Source organism: Streptomyces yerevanensis (genome assembly GCF_000716805.1).
Lineage (GTDB): Bacteria > Actinomycetota > Actinomycetes > Streptomycetales > Streptomycetaceae > Streptomyces > Streptomyces flaveus.
Genome location: NZ_JNWJ01000016.1, coordinates 38,302 through 62,847, shown reverse-complemented (window position 1 = coordinate 62,847; position 24,546 = coordinate 38,302). Strand labels below are relative to the sequence as shown.

General features: G+C 69.2%; 23 protein-coding genes, 4 tRNA genes and 4 pseudogenes. 15 read left to right on the top strand and 16 right to left on the bottom strand.

Annotated features, from left to right (window positions below):
* Positions 1-403: 403 nt before the first annotated feature.
* The 5 genes from OP79_RS18805 to OP79_RS18785 form a co-directional block, all read right to left on the bottom strand.
* Positions 404-478, bottom strand: a tRNA-Asp gene (locus tag OP79_RS18805).
* Positions 479-572: 94 nt separating this feature from the next.
* Complete coding sequence (hrpA, locus tag OP79_RS18800; protein WP_033321410.1) at positions 573-4,562, bottom strand: ATP-dependent RNA helicase HrpA; 3,990 nt, start codon at positions 4,560-4,562, stop codon at positions 573-575.
* A 76-nt stretch (positions 4,563-4,638) separates the two neighbouring features.
* Positions 4,639-4,715: transfer RNA gene (locus OP79_RS18795), tRNA-Phe, on the bottom strand.
* Between the two features lie 21 nt (positions 4,716-4,736).
* A tRNA-Asp gene (locus tag OP79_RS18790) sits at positions 4,737-4,811 on the bottom strand.
* A 315-nt stretch (positions 4,812-5,126) separates the two neighbouring features.
* On the bottom strand, positions 5,127-5,897 hold the full coding sequence (locus tag OP79_RS18785) for an SDR family NAD(P)-dependent oxidoreductase (RefSeq protein ID WP_033321409.1): 771 nt from the start codon (positions 5,895-5,897) through the stop codon (positions 5,127-5,129).
* 137 nt (positions 5,898-6,034) lie between these two features.
* Here OP79_RS18785 and OP79_RS18780 point away from each other — a divergent pair, with 137 nt between their 5' ends.
* The 7 genes and pseudogenes from OP79_RS18780 (at position 6,035) to OP79_RS51830 (ending at position 9,608) form a co-directional block, all read left to right on the top strand.
* Positions 6,035-6,538, top strand: coding sequence for a MarR family winged helix-turn-helix transcriptional regulator (locus OP79_RS18780; RefSeq protein WP_078491876.1), 504 nt, complete (start codon positions 6,035-6,037; stop codon positions 6,536-6,538).
* Positions 6,539-6,571: 33 nt separating this feature from the next.
* Positions 6,572-6,778 (top strand): annotated as a pseudogene (locus OP79_RS51835) (winged helix-turn-helix domain-containing protein); the annotation flags it as partial.
* A 148-nt stretch (positions 6,779-6,926) separates the two neighbouring features.
* Complete coding sequence (locus OP79_RS18775; RefSeq protein ID WP_033321407.1) at positions 6,927-7,310, top strand: hypothetical protein; 384 nt, start codon at positions 6,927-6,929, stop codon at positions 7,308-7,310.
* A gap of 123 nt (positions 7,311-7,433) precedes the next feature.
* The gene (locus OP79_RS18770) at positions 7,434-7,877 is read left to right on the top strand and encodes a hypothetical protein (RefSeq protein ID WP_033321406.1); all 444 of its coding nucleotides are present in this window, start codon (positions 7,434-7,436) and stop codon (positions 7,875-7,877) included.
* Complete coding sequence (locus OP79_RS18765; RefSeq protein ID WP_033321405.1) at positions 7,874-8,485, top strand: class F sortase; 612 nt, start codon at positions 7,874-7,876, stop codon at positions 8,483-8,485. Before OP79_RS18770 ends, OP79_RS18765 begins: the two co-directional genes overlap by 4 nt.
* Before the next feature lie 114 nt (positions 8,486-8,599).
* Positions 8,600-9,100 (top strand): RNA polymerase sigma factor, encoded by a 501-nt coding sequence (locus tag OP79_RS18760; protein ID WP_033321404.1) that lies wholly within the window; start codon positions 8,600-8,602, stop codon positions 9,098-9,100.
* Complete coding sequence (locus OP79_RS51830) at positions 9,084-9,608, top strand: hypothetical protein (RefSeq protein WP_078491875.1); 525 nt, start codon at positions 9,084-9,086, stop codon at positions 9,606-9,608. Before OP79_RS18760 ends, OP79_RS51830 begins: the two co-directional genes overlap by 17 nt.
* 2 nt (positions 9,609-9,610) lie before the next feature.
* Here the strand turns inward: OP79_RS51830 and OP79_RS18755 are convergent, their stop codons facing one another.
* Positions 9,611-10,432, bottom strand: coding sequence for an SAM-dependent methyltransferase (locus OP79_RS18755; RefSeq protein ID WP_033321403.1), 822 nt, complete (start codon positions 10,430-10,432; stop codon positions 9,611-9,613).
* A 138-nt stretch (positions 10,433-10,570) separates the two neighbouring features.
* Here OP79_RS18755 and OP79_RS18750 point away from each other — a divergent pair, with 138 nt between their 5' ends.
* The gene (locus tag OP79_RS18750) at positions 10,571-11,590 is read left to right on the top strand and encodes a hypothetical protein (protein ID WP_033321402.1); all 1,020 of its coding nucleotides are present in this window, start codon (positions 10,571-10,573) and stop codon (positions 11,588-11,590) included.
* A 163-nt stretch (positions 11,591-11,753) separates the two neighbouring features.
* Here the strand turns inward: OP79_RS18750 and OP79_RS58555 are convergent.
* Positions 11,754-11,825 (bottom strand): annotated as a pseudogene (locus OP79_RS58555) (VOC family protein); the annotation flags it as partial.
* Positions 11,826-11,849: 24 nt separating this feature from the next.
* The gene (locus OP79_RS18745) at positions 11,850-13,223 is read right to left on the bottom strand and encodes an aspartate aminotransferase family protein (protein ID WP_033321401.1); all 1,374 of its coding nucleotides are present in this window, start codon (positions 13,221-13,223) and stop codon (positions 11,850-11,852) included.
* A gap of 290 nt (positions 13,224-13,513) precedes the next feature.
* Here OP79_RS18745 and OP79_RS18740 point away from each other — a divergent pair, with 290 nt between their 5' ends.
* Complete coding sequence (locus OP79_RS18740; RefSeq protein WP_078491874.1) at positions 13,514-14,407, top strand: YhjD/YihY/BrkB family envelope integrity protein; 894 nt, start codon at positions 13,514-13,516, stop codon at positions 14,405-14,407.
* Between the two features lie 97 nt (positions 14,408-14,504).
* Positions 14,505-14,828 (top strand): hypothetical protein, encoded by a 324-nt coding sequence (locus tag OP79_RS18735; protein WP_245685369.1) that lies wholly within the window; start codon positions 14,505-14,507, stop codon positions 14,826-14,828.
* Positions 14,829-15,034: 206 nt separating this feature from the next.
* Here OP79_RS18735 and OP79_RS18730 read toward each other — a convergent pair whose 3' ends face one another.
* Both OP79_RS18730 and OP79_RS58050 read right to left on the bottom strand, forming a co-directional pair.
* Complete coding sequence (locus tag OP79_RS18730; protein WP_033321399.1) at positions 15,035-15,850, bottom strand: SDR family oxidoreductase; 816 nt, start codon at positions 15,848-15,850, stop codon at positions 15,035-15,037.
* A 49-nt stretch (positions 15,851-15,899) separates the two neighbouring features.
* A complete protein-coding gene (locus OP79_RS58050) occupies positions 15,900-16,034 on the bottom strand; it encodes a hypothetical protein (protein WP_281193212.1) in 135 nt (44 codons plus the stop codon).
* Between OP79_RS58050 and OP79_RS57045 the strand changes: the two are divergent.
* A pseudogene (locus OP79_RS57045) lies at positions 16,002-16,094 on the top strand (LLM class F420-dependent oxidoreductase); the annotation flags it as partial. The gene OP79_RS58050 and the pseudogene OP79_RS57045 overlap by 33 nt on opposite strands.
* A 25-nt stretch (positions 16,095-16,119) precedes the next feature.
* Here OP79_RS57045 and OP79_RS18725 read toward each other — a convergent pair.
* Complete coding sequence (locus tag OP79_RS18725) at positions 16,120-17,064, bottom strand: NHL repeat-containing protein (RefSeq protein ID WP_033321398.1); 945 nt, start codon at positions 17,062-17,064, stop codon at positions 16,120-16,122.
* 486 nt (positions 17,065-17,550) lie between these two features.
* Here OP79_RS18725 and OP79_RS49760 point away from each other — a divergent pair.
* From OP79_RS49760 to OP79_RS58275, 3 genes and pseudogenes are all read left to right on the top strand, one after another.
* Positions 17,551-18,171 (top strand): annotated as a pseudogene (locus tag OP79_RS49760) ((2Fe-2S)-binding protein).
* 216 nt (positions 18,172-18,387) lie between these two features.
* On the top strand, positions 18,388-19,194 hold the full coding sequence (locus OP79_RS18715) for an SGNH/GDSL hydrolase family protein (RefSeq protein WP_033321397.1): 807 nt from the start codon (positions 18,388-18,390) through the stop codon (positions 19,192-19,194).
* A gap of 243 nt (positions 19,195-19,437) precedes the next feature.
* Positions 19,438-19,569, top strand: coding sequence for a hypothetical protein (locus OP79_RS58275; protein ID WP_342669529.1), 132 nt, complete (start codon positions 19,438-19,440; stop codon positions 19,567-19,569).
* A gap of 71 nt (positions 19,570-19,640) precedes the next feature.
* Here the strand turns inward: OP79_RS58275 and OP79_RS18710 are convergent, their stop codons facing one another.
* On the bottom strand, positions 19,641-20,216 hold the full coding sequence (locus tag OP79_RS18710; RefSeq protein WP_033321396.1) for a PadR family transcriptional regulator: 576 nt from the start codon (positions 20,214-20,216) through the stop codon (positions 19,641-19,643).
* Between the two features lie 125 nt (positions 20,217-20,341).
* Here OP79_RS18710 and OP79_RS18705 point away from each other — a divergent pair, with 125 nt between their 5' ends.
* The gene (locus tag OP79_RS18705; protein WP_033321395.1) at positions 20,342-20,734 is read left to right on the top strand and encodes a nuclear transport factor 2 family protein; all 393 of its coding nucleotides are present in this window, start codon (positions 20,342-20,344) and stop codon (positions 20,732-20,734) included.
* A gap of 326 nt (positions 20,735-21,060) precedes the next feature.
* Here OP79_RS18705 and OP79_RS18700 read toward each other — a convergent pair whose 3' ends face one another.
* From OP79_RS18700 to OP79_RS18685, 4 genes are all read right to left on the bottom strand, one after another.
* Positions 21,061-21,663 (bottom strand): hypothetical protein, encoded by a 603-nt coding sequence (locus OP79_RS18700; protein WP_033321394.1) that lies wholly within the window; start codon positions 21,661-21,663, stop codon positions 21,061-21,063.
* A complete protein-coding gene (locus tag OP79_RS18695) occupies positions 21,660-22,229 on the bottom strand; it encodes an RNA polymerase sigma factor (protein WP_245685375.1) in 570 nt (189 codons plus the stop codon). The genes OP79_RS18700 and OP79_RS18695 overlap by 4 nt, the downstream gene beginning before the upstream one ends.
* 517 nt (positions 22,230-22,746) lie before the next feature.
* A tRNA-Glu gene (locus tag OP79_RS18690) sits at positions 22,747-22,819 on the bottom strand.
* A gap of 79 nt (positions 22,820-22,898) precedes the next feature.
* Entirely contained in the window at positions 22,899-24,509 is a 1,611-nt protein-coding gene (locus OP79_RS18685) for a metallophosphoesterase family protein (RefSeq protein ID WP_033321392.1), read from the bottom strand.
* Positions 24,510-24,546: the final 37 nt, after the last annotated feature.

The window sequence follows — 24,546 nt, the reverse complement described above, 5'->3', positions numbered from 1 at the left end:
GTTGGTACACGGTGCGGGTTCTCCGAGACCGGACCTAAGCGACGGGCATACGACGCACCGGCCCACGACCCCTCCCGCCGGAGGGCAAGTGACGGGCAGTCGAGGGTGCGGGCTCGCCCGGGGCGCGGACTTGCTCAGGGCGCGAACTTTTCTGGGGGCGCGGGCAGCCGCAGGCTTTTGCCTTTAGGGGCGCGGGGCTGTGTCAATTTGCGGCTCCGCCGCGTGGGCGCGACCAGCCACGACGCACCCGCAGCCGCGACACGACTGTCACCCCCACCCCCTGGCGGGGGGCCTGGGGCGCAGCCCTCAGTTTCGGGAAGGGGCGGGGCTGGGGGAAAGGAACCGCCTGTACGCCGAAGGGGCCCGCATCCTTGGCGGATGCGGGCCCCTTCGATGTGCGCTGCGGTCCTGACGGGATTTGAACCCGCGGCCTCCACCTTGACAGGGTGGCGAGCACTCCAAACTGCTCCACAGGACCTGGTTTCGCAGGGCGATTGTCGCGTTGCGCTGCGAGAAGAGACTGTACAGGAGGGGACGCCCGAGGGGCGAACTCACCCAACGTACAGACGCAGTTACGGAACAGCCGCATCGATCGCCTTCACGATGCGCTTGTCGGAGACGGGATACGCCGTGCCCAACGCGTGAGCGAAGTAGCTGACCCGGAGCTCCTCGATCATCCACCGGATGTCCAGGACCTGTTGGGGAACGGGACGGCCCTGCGGCATCTGCTCAAGGAGCCAGGCGTACTCGTCCTGCATCTCATGGACCTTTGCCATCCGAGTCGTGTCCCGCTGGACGTTCGTCGGCATCTGCTGGAGGCGCCGGTCCGCGGCCACCAGATAGCGCATCAGATCCGGAAGGCGACGAAGGCCCGCCTCCGTGACGAAGCCCGGCTTCACGAGGGCGTCCAGCTGCGCCCGTACGTCCGTGAGGTTCGCGAGGAGCGCTGGGCTCCGTACGGACTTCAGACGCCGCTCACAAGCCTGCCAGGCGGCAAGGACCTGCTGGACCTGGTCGACCGTACGGACCGTCATGTCCACGATCTCGGCGCGCACCTTGTCGTACAGCTTCCGATACGACTCCTCGTCCCAGGCCGGCCCTCCGAAGTCCCCGATCAGCCTGTCGGCGGCAGCCATCGCGCAGTCGTCGAACAGCGCCTGGATCGATCCGTGGGGATTGGCCGAGAGGGCGAGCTTCTGCGGGTTGGTGAGTTTCTCCGAGGCGAACTTGGCCGGGTTCACCGGGATGCCCAGCAGGATCAGCCGCCGCGTGCCCTTCCACATCGCCTGCTGCTGCTCGGCCTCGGTGTCGAAGAGGCGTACGGAGACGGTGTCGCCGTCGTCGACCAGCGCCGGGTACGCCTTCACCGGCTGGCCGGCGCGACGCGTCTCGAAGACGCGGGTGAGCGAGCCGATCGTCCAGTCCGTGAGGCCCTTGCGCTCCAGGGACTCTCCGCCCGTGCGTTCGGCCGTGGCCGCTGCCGCCTGTGAGATCGCCTGCCGCGCCTTCGGCTTCAGTCGGAGCTTGAGCGCCTCCAGGTCCTTGTCCTCGGCCAGCTTGCGGCGCCGCTCGTCGACGATCCGGAAGGTGATGCGGAGATGGTCGGGGACCTTCGTCCAGTCGAAGTCGTCGGCGGTGAGGGGCACGCCGACCATGCGCTTCAGTTCGCGGGCCATCGTCGTCGTCAGCGGCTCCTGCTGTGACATTGTGCGGCCAGAGGCCGACGGCACCGCCCGCTCCAGGAACTTCTGGGCGAAGTTGGGGGCCGGGACGTAGTTCCGGCGGATCGGCTTCGGGAGGGAGCGGATCAGCTCCGTGACGACCTGCTCCCTCAGCCCCGGGATCTGCCAGTCGAAGCCCTCGTCCGTGACCTGGTTGAGGACCTGGAGCGGGATGTGGACGGTCACGCCGTCGGCGTCGGCTCCCGGCTCGAACTGGTACGTCACACGGAACTTGAGCCGTCCCTGACGCCACGCGTCCGGATAGTCGTCCTTGCTGACATCCCCCGCCCGCTCGTTGATGAGCATCGACCGCTCGAAATCGAGCAGTTCGGGTTCCTCATGCCGCTTGTGCTTCCACCAGGAGTCGAAGTGTGCGCCCGACACGACGTGTTCGGGCACCCGCTGGTCGTAGAAGTCGAAGAGCGTGTCGTCGTCGACCAGGATGTCCCGGCGTCGGGCGCGATGCTCCAACTCCTCGACCTCGGTGAGGAGTTTGCGGTTGTCGGCGAAGAACTTGTGGTGCGTACGCCAGTCGCCTTCGACGAGCGCGTTGCGAATGAAAAGTTCGCGGGACGTCTCCGGATCGATCCGCCCGTAGTTGACTTTGCGCTGCGCGATGATCGGTACGCCGTACAGAGTGACCTTCTCGTACGCCATCACCGCCGCCTGGTCCTTCTCCCAGTGCGGTTCGGAGTACGTCCGCTTCAACAGGTGTCCGGCGAGGGGCTCGACCCACTCGGGCTCGATCTTCGCGTTCACGCGCGCCCAGAGACGGGACGTCTCGACGAGCTCGGCGGACATCACGAAACGCGGGGGCTTCTTGAAGAGGGCAGAGCCCGGGAAGATCGCGAACTTGGCGTTCCGGGCGCCCAGATACTCGTTCTTCGCGCCCTCCTTCACGTCCTTCATGCCCACGTGGGAGAGGAGCCCGGCGAGGAGCGAGACGTGGATCTGCTGGTCGGGAGCGTCGTCCTCGTTGAGATGGATGCCCATCTGCTTGGCGACCGTGCGGAGTTGGGAGTAGATGTCCTGCCACTCCCGGATCCGCAGGAAGTTCAGGTATTCCTGCTTGCACATCCGGCGGAAGGACGACGAGCCCCGTTCCTTCTGCTGCTCGCGGATGTACCGCCAGAGGTTGAGGAAGGCGAGGAAGTCGCTGGTCTCGTCCTTGAAGCGGGCGTGCTGCTGGTCCGCCTGGGTCTGCTTCTCGGCCGGACGTTCGCGCGGGTCCTGGATGGAGAGCGCGGCGGCGAGCACCATGACCTCGCGCACACAGCCGTTCTTGTCGGCCTCCAGGACCATCCGGGCCAGACGGGGGTCGACGGGCAGCTGGGCCAGCTTGCGGCCGGTCTCGGTGAGGCGGTTGCGTACGTCCTTCTGCTTGGGGTCCAGCGCGCCGAGCTCTTGGAGGAGTTGGACGCCGTCACGGATGTTGCGGTGGTCCGGCGGATCGATGAAGGGGAACTTCTCTATGTCCCCAAGACCCGCGGCGGTCATCTGGAGGATGACGGAGGCCAGGTTCGTACGGAGGATCTCGGCGTCCGTGAACTCCGGCCGGGCGGTGAAGTCCTCTTCGCTGTAGAGACGGATACAGATGCCGTCGCTGGTCCGTCCGCAGCGGCCCTTGCGCTGGTTGGCGCTGGCCTGCGAGATCGCCTCGATGGGGAGGCGCTGGACCTTCGTACGGTGGCTGTATCTGGAGATGCGGGCGGTGCCCGGATCGATGACGTACTTGATGCCCGGGACCGTCAGCGACGTCTCGGCGACGTTGGTCGCCAGCACGATCCTGCGGCCGGTGTGGGGCTGGAAGACGCGGTGCTGCTCGGCGTGCGAGAGGCGGGCGTAGAGGGGGAGTACTTCGGTGAACCGGTAGTTCTTCTTGGTGAGGGCATCGGCGGTGTCCCGGATCTCCCTCTCTCCGGAGAGGAAGACGAGGATGTCGCCCTTGCCTTCGGCCTGGAGCTCCTCGACGGCATCGCAGATCGCAGTGATCTGGTCCCGGTCCCCTTCTTCACCTTCGGCGGACTCGCTGTCCTCCTCGAGGAGCGGGCGATAACGGACCTCGACGGGGTACGTACGACCGCTGACCTCGACGATCGGGGCGTCGCCGAAGTGACGGGAGAAGCGCTGGGGATCGATGGTCGCCGAGGTGATGACGACCTTCAGATCCGGCCGCTTGGGCAGCAGCTGAGCCAGATACCCCAGCAGGAAGTCGATGTTCAGCGACCGCTCGTGCGCCTCGTCGATGATGATCGTGTCGTACGCGCGCAGCTCACGGTCCGTCTGGATCTCGGCGAGGAGGATGCCGTCCGTCATGAGCTTGATGAACGTCGAGTCCTGGTTCACCTGATCGGTGAACCGGACCTTCCAGCCCACGGCCTCACCCAGCGGGGTGTCCAGCTCCTCGGCGACCCGCTCGGCGACCGTACGGGCGGCGATGCGACGGGGCTGCGTATGCCCGATCATGCCGCGGAGACCGCGCCCCAGCTCGACACAGATCTTGGGGATCTGCGTCGTCTTCCCGGACCCCGTCTCACCGGCGACGATCACGACCTGGTGATCACGGATGGCCGCCGCGATCTCGTCCTTCTTCTGGCTGACAGGCAGCTGCTCGGGATACGAAACGGCCGGCACACGCGCCGTCCGCTCAGCCATACGTGCCTCGGCCCTGGCCACCTCCGCCTCGATCTCGGCAATGACGGCGGCCCGAGCCTCGGGCTTACGAATCCGGCGCGCCCCTTCAAGCCTGCGCCCAAGCCGATGCGCGTCGCGCAGAGACAGCTCGGTCAGACGGGGGGCGAGATCGCCGAGAGCAGGGGCGGGGGCAGGGTGCGTAGACATACGGGGTCCAGGATCGCACCTCGGGAAAAGAGGTGGCCAATGATTAAGGCCCCGATCCGAAGATCGGGGCCTTGGGTGGTGGCTGGGGCCGGGGTCGAACCGGCGACCTATCGCTTTTCAGGCGATCGCTCGTACCAACTGAGCTACCCAGCCGCGCAACCCTTGAGGTTGCAGCGGTCCTGACGGGATTTGAACCCGCGGCCTCCACCTTGACAGGGTGGCGAGCACTCCAAACTGCTCCACAGGACCAAGCTGTTGCGTGCGAACAGTCTCGCACACGGGGTGGCGTGCTCCCAACGGGATTTGTGACCAAGGGTTCACGCTGCGGCGGCTCGATGTCGCTGGATCAGCGTATCAGACCGGGGACGGTGGCCCCGCACGTCTGACCTGCGGGGCCACGGCTTCCCAGCTCTGCGTCTGTTCGTGCTCGTCGCGTACTCGTCCGGCTGCTCGTCGAAGGTGACGGCCGCCTTTTCGGTCGCTCCGAGCATCCGTGTGAGGTCCGGGGCGGCGGGACCCGTACGGAGCCGGCGGCGGCCTGGGAGTTCGTACGGCCCCGTCGGGTCAGGTGGCGGACCAGCCGTTGTCGACGGGGAGGACGGCGCCGTTGATGTAGCTCGCGGCGTCGGAGGCGAGGAAGACGATGGCGGCGGCCTGTTCCTCGGCGGCGGCGAGCTTGTCGCCGACACCGACGCCGAGGTAGGGGCCGAGTACGGCGGGGCCGTGGGCGTCCGGACGTAGGTCGGGGCGGAGGTTGGTGGCGGTGCCGCCGGGGGCGATGGCGTTGGCCCTGAGGCCGGACTTGCGGTACATCACGGCGAGGGATTTGGTCAGGCCGACGAGGCCGTGCTTGGAGGCGGTGTAGGCGGCTCCGGCGGCGCTGCCGCGGAGGGCGGCTTCGGAGGCGGTGAAGACGATCGCGCCGCTGCCTGCGGCGAGCAGGTGCGGCAGGGCGGCCCGGGTCAGGCGGAAGGGTGCGGTGAGGTTGATCCCGATGACGTTGTCCCACTCGTCGTCTTCGGTTTCGCCGACGGCCGACATGTGGTCCATGATTCCAGCGTTGTTGACGAGGACGTTCAGGCCACCGAAGGCCTGAACGGCGGTGTCGACGATCTCGTCGATGACCTGCTGGTCGCGGAGGTCGCCGATGACGGCCTTGGCTGTGCCGCCCGCTTCTTCGATCGTCTTGACGGTCTGCTCGGCACCTTCCTGGTTCACGTCCGCGACCAGGACGCTCGCGCCCTCCTCGGCGAACTTCACGGCTGTGGCCCGGCCGATGCCGGAGCCTGCTCCGGTGACGATGACGCTGCGTCCCTGAAGGCCGGTGCTGCTCATGGGTTGCTCCTCTGGTGGGTGGAACGTGAGGCGCACCTTACTTGAGTTAGGCAAGCATGCGAGGGTTACTTGAGGCAAGCAAATTCCAATGAATTCGGCTTGCTTGAGTTAGGCAATTAGCTGTTAAAGTGAAGCGCATGACCCCACGACCCTCGGCGGCAGTCTCCGTCTCGCCAGACGTGATGAAGATCGAGCGCGCCCTCACCCGTGCCACGTACCTGTCCGGCAGGGCCCGGCAGCATGAGCGCCTCATGTCTCTCGCCGGACTGCCGCTGGACCGTGCCGCCGTGGCGGTCCTGCGGCAGCTCGCCGAGAGCGAGCCGCTGCGGCTCGGAGAGCTGGCGGCCCGGTTGTCGGTGGAGGCCTCCCACGTCACGCGCCAGGTGCAGCACCTGGAGAGGACCGGCTATGCGACCCGCATCCCCGATCCCGACGACCGCCGGGCCCAGCGCATCCAGCTCACCCCGACCGGCCGGGAAGCGTTCGCCCGTGTCCGTGAGGCCAGCGTCCGGGGTATGCAGGCGGCCCTGGCCGACTGGTCGCCCGAGGATTTGGAGCAGCTCGCCTCGCTCATCGACCGGATGGTCGACGACTTCGTCGAGCGGGCCGAAGCGAAGATTGACGTTCCGCCTGATGCCTGATGCCTGATGGCGGGTACGGGGGCCGAGGCCGCGTTGCTGGTCGCGGAGTACCGGCTGCTGCGGCATCTGCTGGTCAATCCGGAACGTGTGCTGTCGAAGGAGCAGATCAGCCGGCACGTCTGGGGCGAGTTCCGGGTCGGCAACGCGATCGAGCAGTTCGTCTCCCGGCTTCGGCGCAAGGTGGATCAGGAGGAACCCGCGCTTATCCATACCCGGCGGGGTTTCGGGTACTGGCTGGGGTGCTCGAGCCGTTTACCTGGTCCGGTTGCGGTTCGCTTGCAGTCGCTGGGTGCTCAACCCCTCAGATGGTGCTTTTCTGGGGGGTGTGACGTGGTTTCGCCGGGCTGCCCCGAGGTACCGCAGCGCGGTGACGAGAGGAGCGATCACGATGGACAAGGAACGACCGCACCCGGAAACCGTCTCCGTGGAACTCAGCGGGTGCAGCAAGGAAGACGCCCGCGTCGTGTTCGACACCCTGTGCGCCTGCTTCAGCTCCGACCGGTGCGCCGAGGACGTACCCCAGGAGCTTTCGGCGACGCGCCCGACGGTGTGGCTCGGCACGTTCGACGTCGCCGACACGCACGAGGGCGCCCGCCCCGCCCGCCTCGCGGCGTCCGTCACGGCCGACGTCCAGGGTGGCTACTGGGCGATCGACCGCTTCCGTTCCACGCTGGATTCGCTGTTCTCCGTGCATGAGGTCAGCACGGCGTCCGGGGACCAGGAGGAGGAGCTGCACGTACGGCTGGAGAGCCGGCACCCTCAGGTTGCCTGAGTAGCTCTCCGGTGTCTTTGCCTGTTCTTTACAACCCGCTTCCTCGCTGTCTCGTCTCTCCGCTCGATCCGTGACACGCCCGCTGAATCCGTGGGCAGGCGGAGCGACGAAAGAGAGCGACTGATGCGCCGAACTGTCCTTGCCGCCATGGCACTTGTGGGTACGGCAGTGCTGGGGGGTGCGGTGCCCGCGTTCGCCGACGGGGGGGCTCCGACGTCGGTTCCCTCCGCCCCGGGGAGCGCCAAACCGGCCCCGACGTCCATGGCCCCGACTGAGGACGCTTCCGAGGCACCGGCCCCGACGTCCACGACCAAGCCGGCCCCGACTGAGGACGCTGCCGAGGCGCCGACCGAGATTTCCACCCCGGCCCCCGCGGATCCGAGCGCCGAGCCGACGGTGGACTCGGGTCAGGTCTCCGTCGTACCGAGCGGTGCGCCCGAGACCGGGGAGACGTCGGGGTCCGGGGAGTCCGGCGGCGCGCTGATCGGCGGGGGTGCTGCCGCTGTGCTCGTCGGCGGCGGTGCGGTCGTCTTCCTCGTACGCCGGCGGAGGGCGTCCGAGGTATGAGGGCGCCGTCCAGGCGTGCGGTCGTCGCGGCGGGGCTGGGCTCGTTGCTCGTGGGGTGCGGTGGCAACGGGGGCGGTGAGACTGCGAGCGCACGGCCCAGCAGTACGCCTTCGCAAGCTGCCTCGAAGGCGAAGTCGGCGCAGCCTCTCGGTCGTTCGGAGCCGGTCGGTCTGCGGATCCCGGCCATCGAGGTCGACACCCCGGTCATGCGGCTGGGGCTGGCCCGGGACGGCAGCGTGCAGGTGCCTCCGATCACGGCGGACGACCGGGCGGGCTGGTACCGGCACTCGCCGACGCCCGGTCAGGTCGGGCCCTCGGTGATCCTCGGTCATGTCACGGTGGGCAGTCACGGGGACGGGGTGTTCCGTCACCTGGACCGGCTGCACCGGGGGGACCGGATCGTGGCGCGCCTGGCGGACGGCGCGGCGGCGGAGTTCGCCGTCACCGCCGTACGGACGGTCGCCAAGGCGGACTTTCCCGCGGACGACGTCTACGGCGACGTGGACCGGCCGGAGCTGCGGCTCATCACGTGCGGTGGGCCGCGTAGCGGGGACTGGTACCGCGACAACGTGATCGTCTTCGCCGTGCTGAGCTCCACGAGCCCCTGACCTCCCCACCCCCCTCACCACTCCGGCCCGCTCATGGCGGATCCCGGGCCGATGGAACGTACGCCATCGGTCCGGGCTCTTTCCGTACGAGTGTCCCTCCGACCCTGGAGAGCGTTGAAACGGTCCCGCGACAAGCGCGACAAGGCAGCGTCCGAACTGTTCGCCGCCCTCTACCCACGTCTCGCCGGCTGGTGCCGCCGGCTCGTCGACGACGACGAGACGGCCCACGAGATCGCCTCCGAGGCGTTCACCCGGCTCTGGGCCCGCTGGACCTCAGTGGAGGAGCCCCGCGGCTTCCTCTACGTCACCGCGGCCAACTTGGTCCGGGACCACTGGCGCAAACTGGAGCGTGAGCGAAGAGCCGTACGCCGTGCCACCTCGGAAGCCGCAGTCCGCCCGCAGACCGAGCAGGCCGACCCCACGGTCCGGCTGCTCGTGCAGTCACTGCCGGAGCGGTTACGCGTACCGATCCTGCTGCACTACTACGCCGACATGCCGATCCGGGAGGTGTCCGTGCTGACCGGGCGCAAGGAAGGAACCGTCAAGGCCGACCTCCATGCGGCCCGAGAACTGCTCCGCGCCCACCTGAGGAGAAGCCTTGACCACACGCTTTGACGACGGCGGCCCGGAGCCCGGCCCCGACGACCCCCTCGCGGTGATCCTCCGGCCCCCCTCCGACCACCTCGCCCCGCCCCTCGGCCGGTACGAGTCGATCCGCCGCGGCGCGGCCCGCCGCCGGCTGCTCCGCGCCGCGGCCGGAGCCGGTCTGTCGTGCGCGGTCGCCGCCCTCGCAGCCCTGCCGCTGCTGAGGACCTCCGACGCCCCCGCGTCCCCGACGCCCCCGCTCGCCCCGCCTCCCGCGACCAGCCCTTCGACGCCGCCCGCTCCGTCCACTCCGCCGTCCACTTCGCCTGACTCGGCGAACCCGTCGGCGCCGTCACCCGGGCCGTCCAGCCCTCAGCCCACAGCCGAGACCCCGACGGACGCCTCCGACGTCCCGTCACCTCCGCGCACCTCTACGCCCACTTCTGCTCCCACCGCCGACACCGCAGCGCCGGCACCGACCTCGTACCTGCCCTCGCCCACCGTCGAGCAGAGAGCAGTGCCGAGCGAAACACGCTGACCTCAGTCCTTGACCGCCACGGCTCCCAGTTGGGGGACGACCCGGGTTTCCGTCCCGGGCTCCGGTCGCCACAGTGAGCAGGAGACGAGGCCCGGCTCCAGGAGCGTGAGGCCGTCGAAGTACGTGGCGGTCTCCTCCCTGCTGCGGGCGGTGACCGGCGGCTTGGCGTTGGCGTTCCAGAAGGCCATCGCCTCCAGTTGGAGGTCGCCGCCGAGTGAGGGCTCCGTGGTGGGGTGGGTCAGGACGAGGAAGCTGCCGGGGGCGAGCGCCGCCACGAGCCGGCTCGCGATGGACCGGGCCTCGGCGTCGTCGAGGACGAAGTTGAGGATGCCCAGCAGCATCAGTGCGACGGGCTCGGTGAAGTCGAGGGTGTCGCCGGCGATACGCAGGATGGCGTCCGGGTCGTGCACATCGGCGTCGATGTAGTCGGTGGCGCCTTCCGGGGTGCTGGTCAGCAGGGTGCGGGCGTGTGAGAGCACGATGGGGTCGTTGTCGACGTACACGATCCGCGAATCGGGTGCGATCCGCTGGGCGATCTCATGAGTGTTCTCCATGACCGGCAGCCCGGTGCCGATGTCGAGGAACTGGCGTACGCCGCGCTCCTCGGCCAGGAAACGCACGGCACGGCTCAGGAACGCCCGGTCGGCGCGGGCGATGTCGCGGATGACGGGGATCATCCCGGCGACGTGGTCACCCACCTGCTCATCCACGGGGTAGTTGTCCTTGCCGCCCTGCCAGTAGTTCCATACGCGGGCGTTGTGTGCCGTCCCCGTGTCGATCCGCGTCTCTGTGCCGTCGGGGTCGTCGGGCTGGTTCTCGCTCACGTCGTCCTCTCCTCGTACGTCCTCGTACGCCCAAGGGCCGGATGGCGCCGGGCACTTGGGTCACGACCGTGGTACGGCCTGCTGGTGGCCGTCATTCTGCCGCCCCGGCCGTCGTAGGTTTGTGGAGGATGCCGGTTGGTGGACGATGCCGACTGGCTGGAACTCCCCCGGGAGGTGGCCGTGTTCAGAGGTCCTGGGTGGCGGATCGACGGGCTGGCGGGTCTCGCCGTGAGCGGTCGCTCGTTGCTGCGACGGCGTCCGGCCGCGCGTCCGAGGCTCGAGTTGCTCGAGCCGTGGGAGCAGGAGGTCGACGAACGGACCGCGCGCGCCCTCATCCGGAGCGGCATCCGAGGCTTCCCGTACCGTCCGCGCCGCGCCGAGGACGTGCCCGGCGGCGCGCTCGAGGAGCTGGGTCAGGCGGTCGGAGTCAGCACGTTCCGAGACGTGTTCGTCGTGCCCGCCCATACCCGGCCCGGCCGCATGGGAGGGAGCCGTCTGCAGCTGCTGACGCCGGCCGGCGTACTCGGTTTCGGCCCCGGCGGAGTGGCCCTGTGGGTCGGTGCTCCCGCCGAGCCCGGAGTGCGGGTGGCCCTCCGGCCGGAACAGGTGGCCGCGATCGAGACCGCACACGTCCTGCTGTACGCCCGCCTGACGATCCTCGCCACCGACGCGCGCCTGAACATCCACTACAACGCCGTCGCCGAGCACGAGCTGCACCCCTTGGTGCTGGCCCTGCGCCGCCGCGTCGCCCCCACAGAGCTGGACCTGCCCGATGTTCCCGTACCGAACGCCGGGCTCCCGTACAAATGGCGACGCCTGCTCACCTCGCACACGGCACGCCTGAACGACGGCGACCCGGTCGCCGCCGTCGCCGGTCCGCTGCCGGTACCCCCGCGCTCGGACCCCGCGTACGCCGCCGTCGTACTCACGCCCCGCGAACTCGTCGTCCTCGCCGACCCGGTCCACGCCGAGCGAACCGGCGACCGTCACGGCCTGGACACCCACTGCATCCCGCGGACGAGAATCGAGCAGGTACGCGCGGACGGCCCGCTTCTCCGAGTCCGCGTCTCGGGAGCGGACCTCCAACTGCCGCTGGGCGAACGGCTTTCGGCCCGGACCGTGCACGCCTTCGCGCGGCATCTGCCGGTCGCGCCGTAGTGCCTCCGTCAGCTCGTCGAGGCAGATGGAGCTGAGGCAGCGGCTGGTACAGCGCATCGTCGAGAGCGGCGAACCGCATCCTGTGATCACCGGGAAGGCGTTACGCGCGTGAGGTCCTCGCCGTTGCTCCGGGCGCCGATCGGGTGCTCCCGTCCTCCCGTCGGACGACGGGCTCGCCGATGCCCAACAGGTTTCCCTCGCTGTCGCGGAACCAGGCGGCCCGTTTGCCCCGCGCCCTTGCTTCAGAGATCTCGGAGCTTCAGAGATCTCGGACCGCGTCGGTGAGCGCTTCGTCGAGGATGGTGACGCCGCGGTCGATCTCGTCGTCGCTCGCCGTCAGAGGGGGTGCGATCCGGAAGGTGCCGCCCATTCCGGGCAGCTGGACGATGTTCATGTGCAGCCCGAGCTCGAAGCAACGCCGGGTGACGGCCGCGCCGAGCCGGTCGGCGCCACCGGCGCCCAGAACCTGGTCACCGACCAGTTCCATACCCAGCAGCAGCCCGCGACCGCGGACGTCCCCGATGACGTCGTGGCGGGTGGCGAGCTCGTCGAGACGGCCGCGCAGGGTCGCGCCGAGCCGGCGGGCGCGCTCGTCGAGGCGGTCGCGGACCAGCACATCGAGGACGGTGTTGCCGACGGCGGCCGGCAGTGGGTCGTTGACATGGGTGGTGAAGAACAAGAAGCCCCGGTCGTACGCCTGCTGCTCGATCTCCGCGCTGGTCAGCACCGCGGCCAGCGGCAGTCCCGCGCCGAGCGTCTTGGACAGCGTGAGGATGTCCGGTACGACACCGTCGTGCTCGAAGGCGTACCAGTCGCCGGTGCGGCACAGTCCGGTCTGAGCCTCGTCGAGGATCAGCAGCATGTCCCGTTCCCGGCACTTCTGCGCCAGGGCGGCGAGATAGCCCGGCGGGAGTTCGATGACGCCGCCGGAGCTGAGGATCGGTTCGACCAGGCACGCGGCGAGGCTGCCCACCGACTGGGCGTCGATCAGGTCGAAGCCCAGGTCGAGCTGGCGGCGCCAGTCGAGCGAGCCCTCGGCGTCGACGATGTCGGGGTGGAAGCGGTCCGGCACCGGCAGCGCGAAGTTGCCCGGCGCCGCGGGTCCGTAACCCCTGCGCCCGGCGCTGTAGGTGGCGTTCGCGGCGGCCTGGGTCATCCCGTGCCAGGACCGGGCGAACGAGACGATCTCATGGCGACCGGTGACGAGCTTCGCCATCCGCACCGCGGCCTCGTTCGCCTCCGCCCCTGTGGTCAGGAGCAGCGCCTTCTCCAGCGGCTCGGGCAAGGTTCCGGCGAGTCGGCGGGTGAGCTCGACGACCGGGCGGCTGAGCATGCCGCTGTGGAGGTGATCGAGGACGGCGACCTGCTCGCGCACGGTCGCGACGATCGCCGGGTGGGAGTGCCCGAGGATCGCACTCATCTGACCGGAGGTGAAATCGAGCAGCTCACGACCGCTCTCGGTGAACACCGACGTGCCCGCGGCACGAGCGATGAGCTCCGGCGTGAACGCGGCATGGCCGCTGTAGCGGATGAGGTGATGCTCGGGTTCCGGGGTGGCACGGGTTGTCTCGGCGACATGGGCTGTCTCAGCGACATGAGTTGTCTCAGCGGCATGGGCTGTCTCGGGAAGCATGCGGCCGACGTTAGGGACGCACCACCGCGCGCGTCCATGGCACCGTCACCATCGCGGTCGACGCGGCACACCGCAGCGCGCCGCGGTGAACGCGGTCGTCGCAGCACTGCGCGACCATCCCGAGATCCCGGCCTCGACCACCCAGGGGCCGCTGAGCCGGTAGCAGATGCCGGTAGCAGATCCGGAGCCCGCGGGGGACGCTGGTAGCAGCCACCCGCGAGGCAAGGGTCCGCCCGATGCGGGGACGAGCCCGCACGTCGGAGCACGGGAACAGGACGGGGTGACCACGTATGCGCCGCCACGGGGTCGCGTCGCCGGGCGACGGCGGACCCGCAGAGCCCAGGAGTCACCCTCGCGGCCTCGGGCCCCGGTGGAGGGAACTGGGCCGGTTCCTCCATACCAAGTGGGTGCGCGTATGGCGGCGCGGCAGGGAAGTGGAGCTGATGCACCGGGCGATGGGCTTCGCCGCCCTGGGACTGGTGACGATCGCCCCGCTGCTGATCGTGGTCGCGGCGGCCGCCCCGCTCCAGGAACGCGGCTTCGCCCTGTGGGTCGTGGACGGCATGGGGCTGTCCGGGCGCCCGGCCGACGCCGTGCAGAACGTCTTCTCCGCACCTCGCAAGGTCCTGAGTACGACCAGCGTCCTGAGCGTGGTGCTGCTCGCGCTCTTCGGTGTGCCGTTCGCGGGCAGTGTCCAGACCGGTTACGAAAAGGTGTGGGACCTGGCGGCCGGGCGCTGGCACACCGTATGGCGGCGCGCGGTGTGGCTCGCCGCTCTGACGGTCTACCTCTTCGCCGAAGCGCAGAGCGGGGCGGCCCTGGGGTCGGGAACCCTGCGCTCATCGATCCGGATCGGGCTGAGCGGGCTGTTCGGCGTGCTCTTCTTCTGGTGGGGGCAGCGTTTCCTGCTGGGCGGCCGGGTCCCCTGGCGGGCCCTGCTGCCGGGCGCCATCGCCACGATGGTGGGCCTGGGAGGCCTGCGCGTGTTCTCCTCCCTGGTCTTCTCCCCGCTCATCGTCACCAACGCGGTCTCCTACGGTGCGGTCGGCACCGTCCTGATCGTGACGTCCTGGCTCGTCGGCGTCGGCTTCGTCGTCCTCGGCGGCGCCCTCATCGGCCGCTACTGGTACATCCACGAACCGCACCACATCCCGCACCCGCACCTCCCCACACGGAAGTCCTGAAGCGTTGCCCTCTTCGGCCGTTCGTGGCCGTTACGGCCCTGGGATCGGCGTTGATTAACTCGGTGACCGGACCGTAGTTGACGGCTAACGTCGTGTAGTGGCAACCGAGTTGGACGGCGAAGCGGACGTGGAGGGGCGAGGGATGAAACGGCTACGGGGGATAGGCGTGGCGATGGCCGCCGGGGCGGCGGCGCTGCTGCTCGCGGGATGCAACAACGCACCGACGGACTACAGCGAGATCGTCACGTTCACCGACGAGCACGGCCGCGCCTGCACCGCGGCGGTGGTCGTCGACCAGGAGCAGAACGAAGGCGACGACTACGAGATCTCCACCCTCGACTGCGACTACCCCCCGGAGGGTCAAGTGCCGGGAGACACCCGCTACCTGCCCCTGCCGGATCGGGATGGGGGCGGGGAGTGACCGGCGTCAGCCGTCCACGTCCGGCCCGGCCGTTTGCGCTGTGCCCCATGGCTGATCGCGTTGTTGCGGATCGGGATACATGCTCTTCTGCGACCGCTCCGACGAGCGCAAGCAATGCCTGGGCGGTCATGCGGTGGCCGTGACGACCGATCTGAACGGCCGCCCGGATAGAGCAGAAAGTCCCCTGGGTCATGAATGCCATGGGGTCAGCCGTGGGCGGCGAGGGAGACGTGCTCCCACTCGGCCCAGGTGGCCAGCTTGCGTGCGTAGTGGTCCTTGACCAGCTGGATCGGCGGTCTGCCGAAGAACACCCGCAACGGCGGGTCCTCGGCGTCCACGATGGTCAGCAGCGCGGGTCCGACGGCCTTCGGGTCGCCCATGTCGGACAGGTCCAGGCCCTCGGTCAGGGCCTGACGGACTCCGTCGTAGAGCGGGTCGGGCTCGGAGTTGACCGCGGAGGCGCCGGGCCAGTCGGTGGGGTAGGGGCCGGGCTCGACCAGGGTGACCTTGATGTTCTGCCCGGCGACCTCGGCGGCCAGGGCCTCGGACAGTCCCTCCACCGCCCACTTGGAGGCGGCGTAGACGCCGAGGCTGGGGAAGGAGAGCACGCCGCCGACGGAGGAGACCTGGACGATGTGGCCGCCGCCCTGGATTCGCAGCAGCGGCAGCGCGGCCTGGGTGACCCAGAGGACGCCGAAGAAGTTCGTTTCCATCTGGTCGCGCGCCTCCGCCTCGGTCAGCTCCTCGACCATGCCGAAGTGGCCGTAGCCGGCGTTGTTGACGACGACATCCAGGCGGCCGAAGTGCGCGTGGGCCTTGTGGACCGCGTCGAACGCGGCGGTCTTGTCGGTGACGTCCAGGGGCAGTGCGAGCAACTGCTCGCCGTAGGCGATCGCGAGGTCCGTCAGGGACTCCGTGTTCCGCGCGGTCGCGGCGACCGAGTCTCCGCGATCCAGCGCGGCCTCGACGAACGCGCGGCCGAAGCCGCGGGACGAGCCGGTGACGAACCAGGTCTTGGACACGAGAACTTTCCAGTGGGAAAAGGGAGTTGATGGAATATGGAATGGGAGGTCAGGCCAGGAGCTGCTCGGAGACCTGCCACAGGCGCGCGGCCGCCTCCGGGTCCACGGCGTGCGCGGCGACCCCGGTGTTGGTGCCGGGCCGGTGCGGTTCGGCCTCGTCGCAGCCTGGCACCAGCGTGAGCACCCCGGCTTCGGAGTGCCGTTCCCGCCGACCGGCGAGCGCTTCGAGCGGCTGGAGGAGACCGGGCCCAGCCGTGCTCGTCGGTACGTCACACGAGCGGAACGGACACCGCGTCGTAGGGGGTGTTCTCGTCCCGATCCGGGGTGGTGAAGCGGGAGTTGGGAAGGTACAGCCGACCCTTGTAGGCGGCGGCCGTGGTGGGCAGGTCGAAGCGGTCGTCCCTGATCACTCGGATCGCAGTGCCCTTCGTTCCCGAACGGTTGAGCCGGATGACGTCCACCTGGTTGACGTTGGGCTGGACGACGTAGAGCGTACGGCCGATGAGCACCAGTCCGTCGCCGCTGGGCAGTGTGGTGTCACCGAGGTCGACCTTGCGGGTGACGCCGGTGCGAGGGTTGACGCGCATCAGCGAGCCGCCGTCGGCGGCCGCGTTGGTGACGAGCAGGGCGCTGCCGTCGGGGGTGAGTGCGATGCCGTTGGCGGTGAAGCCCGACTGCACCCAGTCACCCCTCAGCTCCAGGGTCTGCGGGGCGCCGAGGCGCCCCTGCTTGCCCAGCGGAAGCTTGTAGAGCCGTGCGCCGAAGGACTCGGTGAACCAGGCGGCGTCGCGGGTGACCAGGACGTCGTTGACGAAGCTGCCTTCTCCGCCTATCGCGTGGTTGGCGAGCAGCGCACCGCTGCGGGCGTCGACGACGCGCAGTTCACCGCTGCTGCCGCCCGCCAGGAACAGCCGTTCCCAGGCGTCCACCTTCAGACCGACCGTCTGGCGTCCCAGACCTCGGTGGACCACCTTCCCCTTCCCGCTGGCCAGGCCTGCTCGGTAGACGCCGCCGGTGGCGATCGACCCGAAGTAGGCGTACGGCCCGGCGCCGATGGCGACTCCCTCCGGCCCCCAGCCGTTGGGGAGAGGGAACTCGGTGGGCCAGGATCCGGCGGTGCCCGGAGAGGCCTGCGCCGTACCGGCGAGCAGGGCTGTCGCCCCGAGAGCGATGCCGGCGCCGAGCAGCTGCCTGCGGGCGAGAGAACTTGTCATCGATGGTCCTTCCTCGGAAAAGGGATATAGGTGCGCCGCCTGAGACTCATGCACCCGCCTCAATTATTGAGAGTTCAATAATCGCGTCACAGAGACGAATGTCCTGACTCTCGGCCAAGCGGGGCGGAGCGCTGAGGAGGCTGGGGGCAATCCAGCGCCGCGCGTGGCTGCTACTGCCAGCCGTACCAACGGCAGTCGTGCGAAGAGCAGTTGGTCCCACCAGGAGTCATACGATCCGTGATCACTGGTTGTCCCGCTCCGTCTGCCGCAAGGCGTACGCCGTGCCGCATCCAAGGGGCTTGTGTGGCGGATGTCGAGCGACGCGGGACGCAACCGCGTCCCGCGTCGCCACCCGCATGGTCGCCTCCATGTCGTCCTGAGGATGGGCCGTCATGCCACGTACGAGGTTCAGTGCCGGAACGTCGACGGCTTGTGGCCGTATCCGGGGCCGGACCGCAGCCGCAGCCGGGGGGCGTCGGCCTCGTTCTGCTCTGGAGCGTTCTCGGGCCGATTCGCGCACACGGGGGTTGTCGATCTCCGCCACCTTCCCGGCGCACGTTCATCGCCACCACGATCGTCGATGGTGCCGTCGTGGCAGGCGGTCTGATCGCGGGGCCTGCTCCGTTCGGCGCCGAGGCGGCCGCCGCGAGCCGCCGACGTGTGGCCGCCTGTCGTTGACCGTGAACGGCGAGCGGCACATCGTCACGGTCGACACCGCACCTCGCTGCTGGACCTGCTGCGCGAGGGCCCGGGCCTGCCCGGCACCGAGGAGGGGTGCAACGCCGGTGCCTGCGGCGCGTGCACGGTGCTGGTCGACGGCGAGCGCAGCGAGATGGGGGCCCCGGCCGGAGGCTGGGGGAGGGGCAACTCGTGCCTGACGCCGGCGGTTCGACTGCAAGGCGCCGAGGTCACGACCGTCGAGGGCCTGGCCAAGGGCGACCGGCTGCACCTGTTGCGGCAGGCGTTCATCGACCAGGACGCCTTCCGGCGCAGGTTCTGCACCCCCGGCCAGATCATGTCCGGAGTCGGCTGCATCCAGGAGGGCCACACGGCTCCCCCGTCGAGATCCGCGAATGGATGAGCGGGAACATCGGTGCTCAGGTCTGAAGAGGGAATGGGCGGTGAGGTCGGCGCGGGACCGAGGCGGTGGACTGCGGCGGTGGACCGCCCTCGACGGCCTCAGCTCCTGCCTGAGCGGCGTCACTTTGCAGGAAGGTGAGCCCGCAGCTATCCTCATATGCAACAATGCGACTAGGTGCCCAGTTGTCTATCGATGGCCGTGTGCCACTTCCATCAGCAGCGTTGACGAGAGGCGGTCGCCCCATGTCGAGCAGTGGGTATCTGCGCTATGTCGCCCTGGGCGACAGTCACACCGAGGGGCTCGGGGACGGCGACGACGTCCGTGGTCTTCGGGGCTGGGCGGACCGGCTCGCCGAGCAGGTCGCCCGCCACAGCCCCGGCCTGCTCTACGCCAACCTCGCGGTGCGCGGCCGTAAGGCCGGTCAGGTGCGCGCCGAGCAGCTCGCTCCGGCTCTCGCGATGCGGCCCGACCTCGCCACCGTGGTGGCTGGGGTCAACGACGCGTTGCGCCCGAGCTGCGACCTCGACGAGGTGGCCGGCCATGTTGAGGCGATGTTCGCCGCCCTCACCGCCCAGGGCGCCACCGTCGCGACCCTCATGGTTCCCGACGTCGGGCGTATCACGCCGTTGGCCCGCCCGATCGGTCACCGTGTTCTCGCACTCAACGCGCGCATCCGGGAGGCCGCCGACCGCCACGGCGTGGTGGTGGCGGAGACGGCCACGCACGCGGCGGCGACCGATCCGCGGTTGTGGAGTGCTGACCGGCTGCACGCCGGCCCACTGGGACACGCGCGCATCGCGGCTGCCGTGGCCCAGGCGCTCGGTCTGCCGGGCAGCGACGACAAGTGGACCCTTCCCCTTCCGGTCGCGGGGACGGACATCTCTGCCTGGAGGGCCGTGGGTGCCGAACTGCGCTGGGCCGGCGCCTTCTTCGGCCCTTGGATCGGCCGCCGCCTGCGTGGCCGCTCCTCCGGCGACGGCCGCCAGGCCAAGCGGCCGGCGCTGCTTCCGGTGGCCGCGTCCGCTGGGGACACCTCCCCAGCGGTGTGATGCTCTGGCTTGTGCCCTCAGCAGCACGCTCATGCCGGGGATGGCTGTTCATCACGATCTTCTACATCGCCATGGCGGTACCGACGTCCGGCGCCACGGTCCCCCTCCGGACACTCCCCGGCTTCCACCGCACCCTCTGGCGAGTTCCAGTCCCTGCGTCAGATCACCGGCGTCGTTCGCTCCGTCCTCTACTACGACGCCCAGGGCGACGCCGGACTGCCCCGAGGCTGGGTGATCCTGGGCTTGGGACTCGCGGTCGCGTGTCTCTTCGGCTTCGGCGTGACCCGGTTCTACGACCGCAAGGAACTGCATCGCAATCCCGCCGACAAGGAACCGCAGCCGGTCCTCGCTCGGACACAGACCGACGACCCCTGAGAGGCCGGGCTGCTCACGACCGTCCAGCTCATCACTTTGTTGACTAACTGTGTGGGTGGGACCGCCGCAGGTCAGCCGTCGGCTAGGAGCGCGGCCGTGCGCTGTTCGAGCCTGCGCAGCGCCATGTCCCCCCACTGGAGGTTCTCCCGTTCGAACGACATCCCGCGCAGCAGGGTGAGATACGGGCCGATGCGCTCGGCCTCGGCGAAGTACGCCTCCTCAGAGCGCCCGTCGAGCAGGCGCTGCCGGAGCCGCTCGTAGCGGGCCAGCTTGGCGGTGGCCCACTCCATGCGCTCGGCGATGGCAGTCCGGACCGCTTCCATGTCGCCCGCGTCCAGGCACTGCACCTTGACAAGCAACTCGTCCCGGATCACCGCCGGTTTACCCAAGGGCTCGGCGGTGTAGGCGTGGACGGCCTTCCGCCCGGCCTCCGTCAAGGAGAACAGTCGCTTGTTGGGGCGGCGCTTCTGCTCGACGACGCGGGCCGTGACGAGCCCTTCGGCCTCCATGCGATCCAGCTCCCGGTAGAGCTGCTGAGGCGTCGACATCCAGAAGTTGGCGACCGTCGCGTCGAACGCCTTCGCGAGGTCGTACCCGGACGCCTCGCCCTCCAACAGCGCGGCCATCACCGCGTTCCGCAAAGCCATGGATGCACGCTAACAGATTAATCAACAACGGGATCAATGGTCACCTCTTCCCTGTAGACAAGCCCTGACGGGCCCTCTAATCTCAACCACACTTATTCACATTTTTGTGTATCAGAGGTGGGCTCATGCATCCCTTCCCCAAGGCCGTCGAGAGCGGCGACCTGGACGCCGTGGCCGCTCTGCTGGCCGACGACGTCGTCTTCACCAGCCCCGTCACCTTCAAGCCGTACCCGGGCAAGGCCATCACCGCGACGATCCTGCGCGGCGCGCTCCGGGTCTTCGAGGACCTCACCTACATCCGTGAGATCGCCAACCCCGACGGCCGCGATCACGCCTTCGTCTTCACCGCCACTGTCGCCGGCAAGCAGCTCCAGGGATGCGACTTCGTGCACTTCGACGACGACGGGAAAATCGACGAGATCACGGTGATGGTGCGCCCGCTCTCCGCCGCCCAGGCGCTCGGCGAGGCCGTGGGCGCCCAGTCCGAGCAGATCGCCCGAGAGGCCGCCGAACAGTAACCACGACGACGGACTTCGACGGACTGCGCAACCCTCCTGGCGGAGCGCCACAACGTCCCCGGCTGCGCCACCTCCTTTCGACGAGGCCGCTTCGAGTTCGAGACGGCGCTGCACCAGCTGTCCAGAGGCGGCCGGAAGGCCAGCCGTACACGCTGCGCGGGCCGTTCGAGAAGCTCGGCGTCGCTGACTCACTTAGTTCGTCCAGGCGCACGACCTGTATCGCGCCGTGGTATCCGGCCGGCACGATGTGACCCTGCCCGCCGACGTACTGGCGGCCATGTCCGGTATGGAGCGCGAGTACATCCAGCGCATGCGTTGGCCAGCGGTCACGAAACCGGGTACGCCTGGTTGTAGAGGCTCCGCAGTTCGGGGGTGACCTCGGCGTCGCCGTAGCACGGCGGGATCTTGCCGTCCTTGGCGTAGACGAGGTAAGTCTCACCGACGGTGAACTCCTGCCCGAAGGACTCCGCCGCACCCTCCTGGTTGTTGTTGATCCGGACGGTGGGGGTTTCTTCGCCGCGGTACCAGTAGTCGACCCGGAGGCTGACCTGGTCGCCCTTGACGGAGGTGGCCGTGCCCTCGAAAGCGGTCGTGTACTGGTGCAGGGTCGCGGCGTTCAGCTCAGCGCATGCGGTCATGGCGTCGCGCTTCTGGACGGTCAGGGTCAGCGGGGCGGCGGTGGCCGGCGGGGTGTCACCGCTCTGCGTGACTCCCCAGCTGATGCCGCCGCCGACCAGCAGGGCAGCGGCTGCCGCGGCGAGCATCAGGGGGCGGCGGCGGGGTCCGGTCGCGGTGCCGTGCGGGGTGTGGGTCATGGTGTCGGCGGTCATGGCAGCCTCCAGGAGACGGTTGAGATCGGGGGGAGGAGTCTTGGAGGTCAGCGCCGGGTCGGTGGCCTTCAGCCGGGCCAGCAGTTCGTCGTCGTTCACCGGTTGCTCCTTCCTTCAGCCGTCTCATGTCCGCCATGGTCGGCGTTCTTTCGGTCGAGCAGGGCGGCGAGTCTCTTCTTCGCCCGGTGCAGTCGGATGCTGGCGGCGTTGGCGGTCAGCCGGGTCACCTCCGCGATCTGGCGCGGCGTCAGGCCCTCCCACGCCCAGAGCTCCACCACCTCACGGTCCAAGGCGTTGAGCGTGCCCAGTGCGGCGTGCAGTTCGGTGTGGTCGGCTTCCGCGTGGTCCGGCGGCGGTGCCGTACGGGTCAGCCGCTCCACCAGCCGCAGCCGGCGCCCTTGCGCCCGGCGGGCGTTGGACAGACAGCCGCGTGCCACGCCGTAACACCAGGGCAGCACCTCGTCGGCGTCGACCGGCGGCCCCTCACCGAGGCCGGGCACGTCCTCAAGACGGCGCCACAGGACGAGCATCGTCTCCGCGAGAATGTCATCGACCGCGTCGGCATCCGCCCGGCGCACCAGATATCGGTGCAGCGGTACGGCGACCGCGCGCGCCAGCGCCTCAAAGCGGACCTCTCGGGCCCGGGCAAGCTCCTGTTCCAGCATGGATTCCACGCCTCCACCTGTCCGGCACCGGTCGGTTCCTTTCACTGCCGCGGGAACGTCGTCACCACTGCCCAGGACAGACTGCGCCGAGACCGTCGGGGATTCTCGCACGGCCCCGGCTTCCGGTCCGCCGTCGCCCGCACGGCGAACATCGGATCACGGGCCATACCACCGCACCTGCAAACGGCTGGCTCGCAAAGGCTCCGCCACCCGGTCCGACGGGAAGCCTCCCTGGCAGAGGCGCAGGAAGTGGAGGTGTTGGAGAAGCAGCAGGTCCAAGCGATGCGGAAGGTACTCACCTGCCTCGCCGACCAGGCGGGAGAAGACGCAATCGCGACATACCCTGGGGATTCGAACCCGTGCAACCGAAAGAGGGGCCACATATCGGCGCTTGGGACGTCCGTCTGCGGATTCGCGAGCCACAGTGGACTAGACATCATCCAGCGCGACATAACGCGCTGAGTAAATGGAGCGTCAAAAGTGCGCCCTGACCTGCGATGACGCAGAAACGAAGGTGTGCCCCCAACGGGATTCGAACCCGTGCTACCGCCTTGAAAGGGCGGCGTCCTAGGCCGCTAGACGATGAGGGCTGGGGCCTGCCTGGGCGCCTTACGGCGCGTCGGGGACGTCAGCAGCATATGGGATGCCGGGAGGTATCGGCAAAACGGATTACGAGGAGGGGGAAGGGGAGGGAGAAGGCGGACGGGAGCCCGGAGACGGGGAGCCAGGCGAAGGGGAGCCCGGAGACGGCGATGGCGACGGCGTGGGGGACGCGCCCGGCTGGTTCTCCTCCGGCAGGTGGCGGCTGACCTCCGCCGTGGTCAGGCCCAGGCCGCCGAGCTTGATCTCGTCCCAGGCCTGGAGGCGGCGGGTGTCACGGTCCAGGTAGAGGATCGACGTCTCGATCGGGTCGGGATACTTGCCCTCCAGCGCGCGCAGCCCGCTCCCGCCCGTCGAACCCTCGAGCCGCAGGCGCGTGCCGTACTTCATGACCTCCATCTCCGGATGGTGGAGGTGGCCCGCCAGGACGAGCGGTACCGTGCCGTCCACCTCGCGGGCGGCGTCCGGGTTGTGCGCGACGGCGATGTCCACGGGCGTACCCGCCGCCTTCTGATCGCGGATCGCGGAGGCCAGACGGGCGCCCGCCAGCTCCTCCGAGGCGGTCGCCTCCTTGGAGCGGTCAGGGGTGAACTGAGGGTCGCCCATACCCGCGAACCGCAGGCCCGCGACCGAAACGGCCCGCCCCTCGTCCAGTACGTGCACGTTCTCCATGTCCTCCAGATAGGCCTGCGTATCCCGCGAATCGTGGTTGCCGCGCACCCATACGTACGGAGCGCCCAGGTCGGCGGCCGGGTCCAGGAAGCCGTTCTCCGCCGCGCTGCCGTGGTCCATGGTGTCGCCGGAGTCGACGATCACATCGATCTTGTACTGCTTCACCAACGAGGCGATGATCTTCCAGCTTGCCGGGTTGAGATGGATGTCGGAGACGTGCAGGACGCGGATGGTGGAGGGGTCGGGGGCGTACGTGGGGAGCGTGGACGTGGCGTCGTACAGCTGCGTCACGTTCGTCACCAGGCGCGCCAGCTCCTTCTGGTAGACGTCGAATTCGCTGACGATGCTGCGGGCGTTGCCGACCACTGAGGGGGCACTGCTCAGCAGGCCCGAGAACTTCGGCTCCAGGACCGACTTCGGGTTCCAGGTCGCGAAGGCCGTCGCTCCCGAGGCCGCCAGGAGGGCGAGGGCCAGCCCGCCGGCCGCCAGGGCGCGGCGCGGGCGGCGGTAGACGGCGAGGCCGAGTGCGGTGGCCCCGGAGACGACGGCGACGCCGGAGCGTACGGCCAGGTCGAGCGTGCCGTCGCCGACGTCGCTGGTGACCTCGTCCTGGAGGCCGGAGAGCCGTTCGGGGTGGTCGACGAGGGCCTGGGAGCGGACGGGGTCGAGCTGGTCCACGTCGACGTCCAGGCGGATCGGCGCGACATGGCTGCGCAGTTCGAGGGCGCCCAGCGGAGAGACGTTGATCTTTGTGCCGCCGGTGAAGGAGGGGCGCAGGGTCATGGTGGTGTCCATGGGGCCGACCGGGGCGCGTACGTTCCCCACGATCAGCAGGCCCAGCCACGCGCCGACCAGGACGACGGTGATCAGGCCCAGGGCGCGTGTGTAGGGGTGCGGCTGGTGGACGAGCTCGATGGCCGGGTGTGTGCGGCGAGCGCGATAGTGGCGTACGAGCGCATGTGGTGCCTTTCGTACGCGTTGCAGAGCGGCGGCGGGGACGCGGGCCATTGATCCCGTATGCCCAAGTCCGGGGCCGGATATGCCG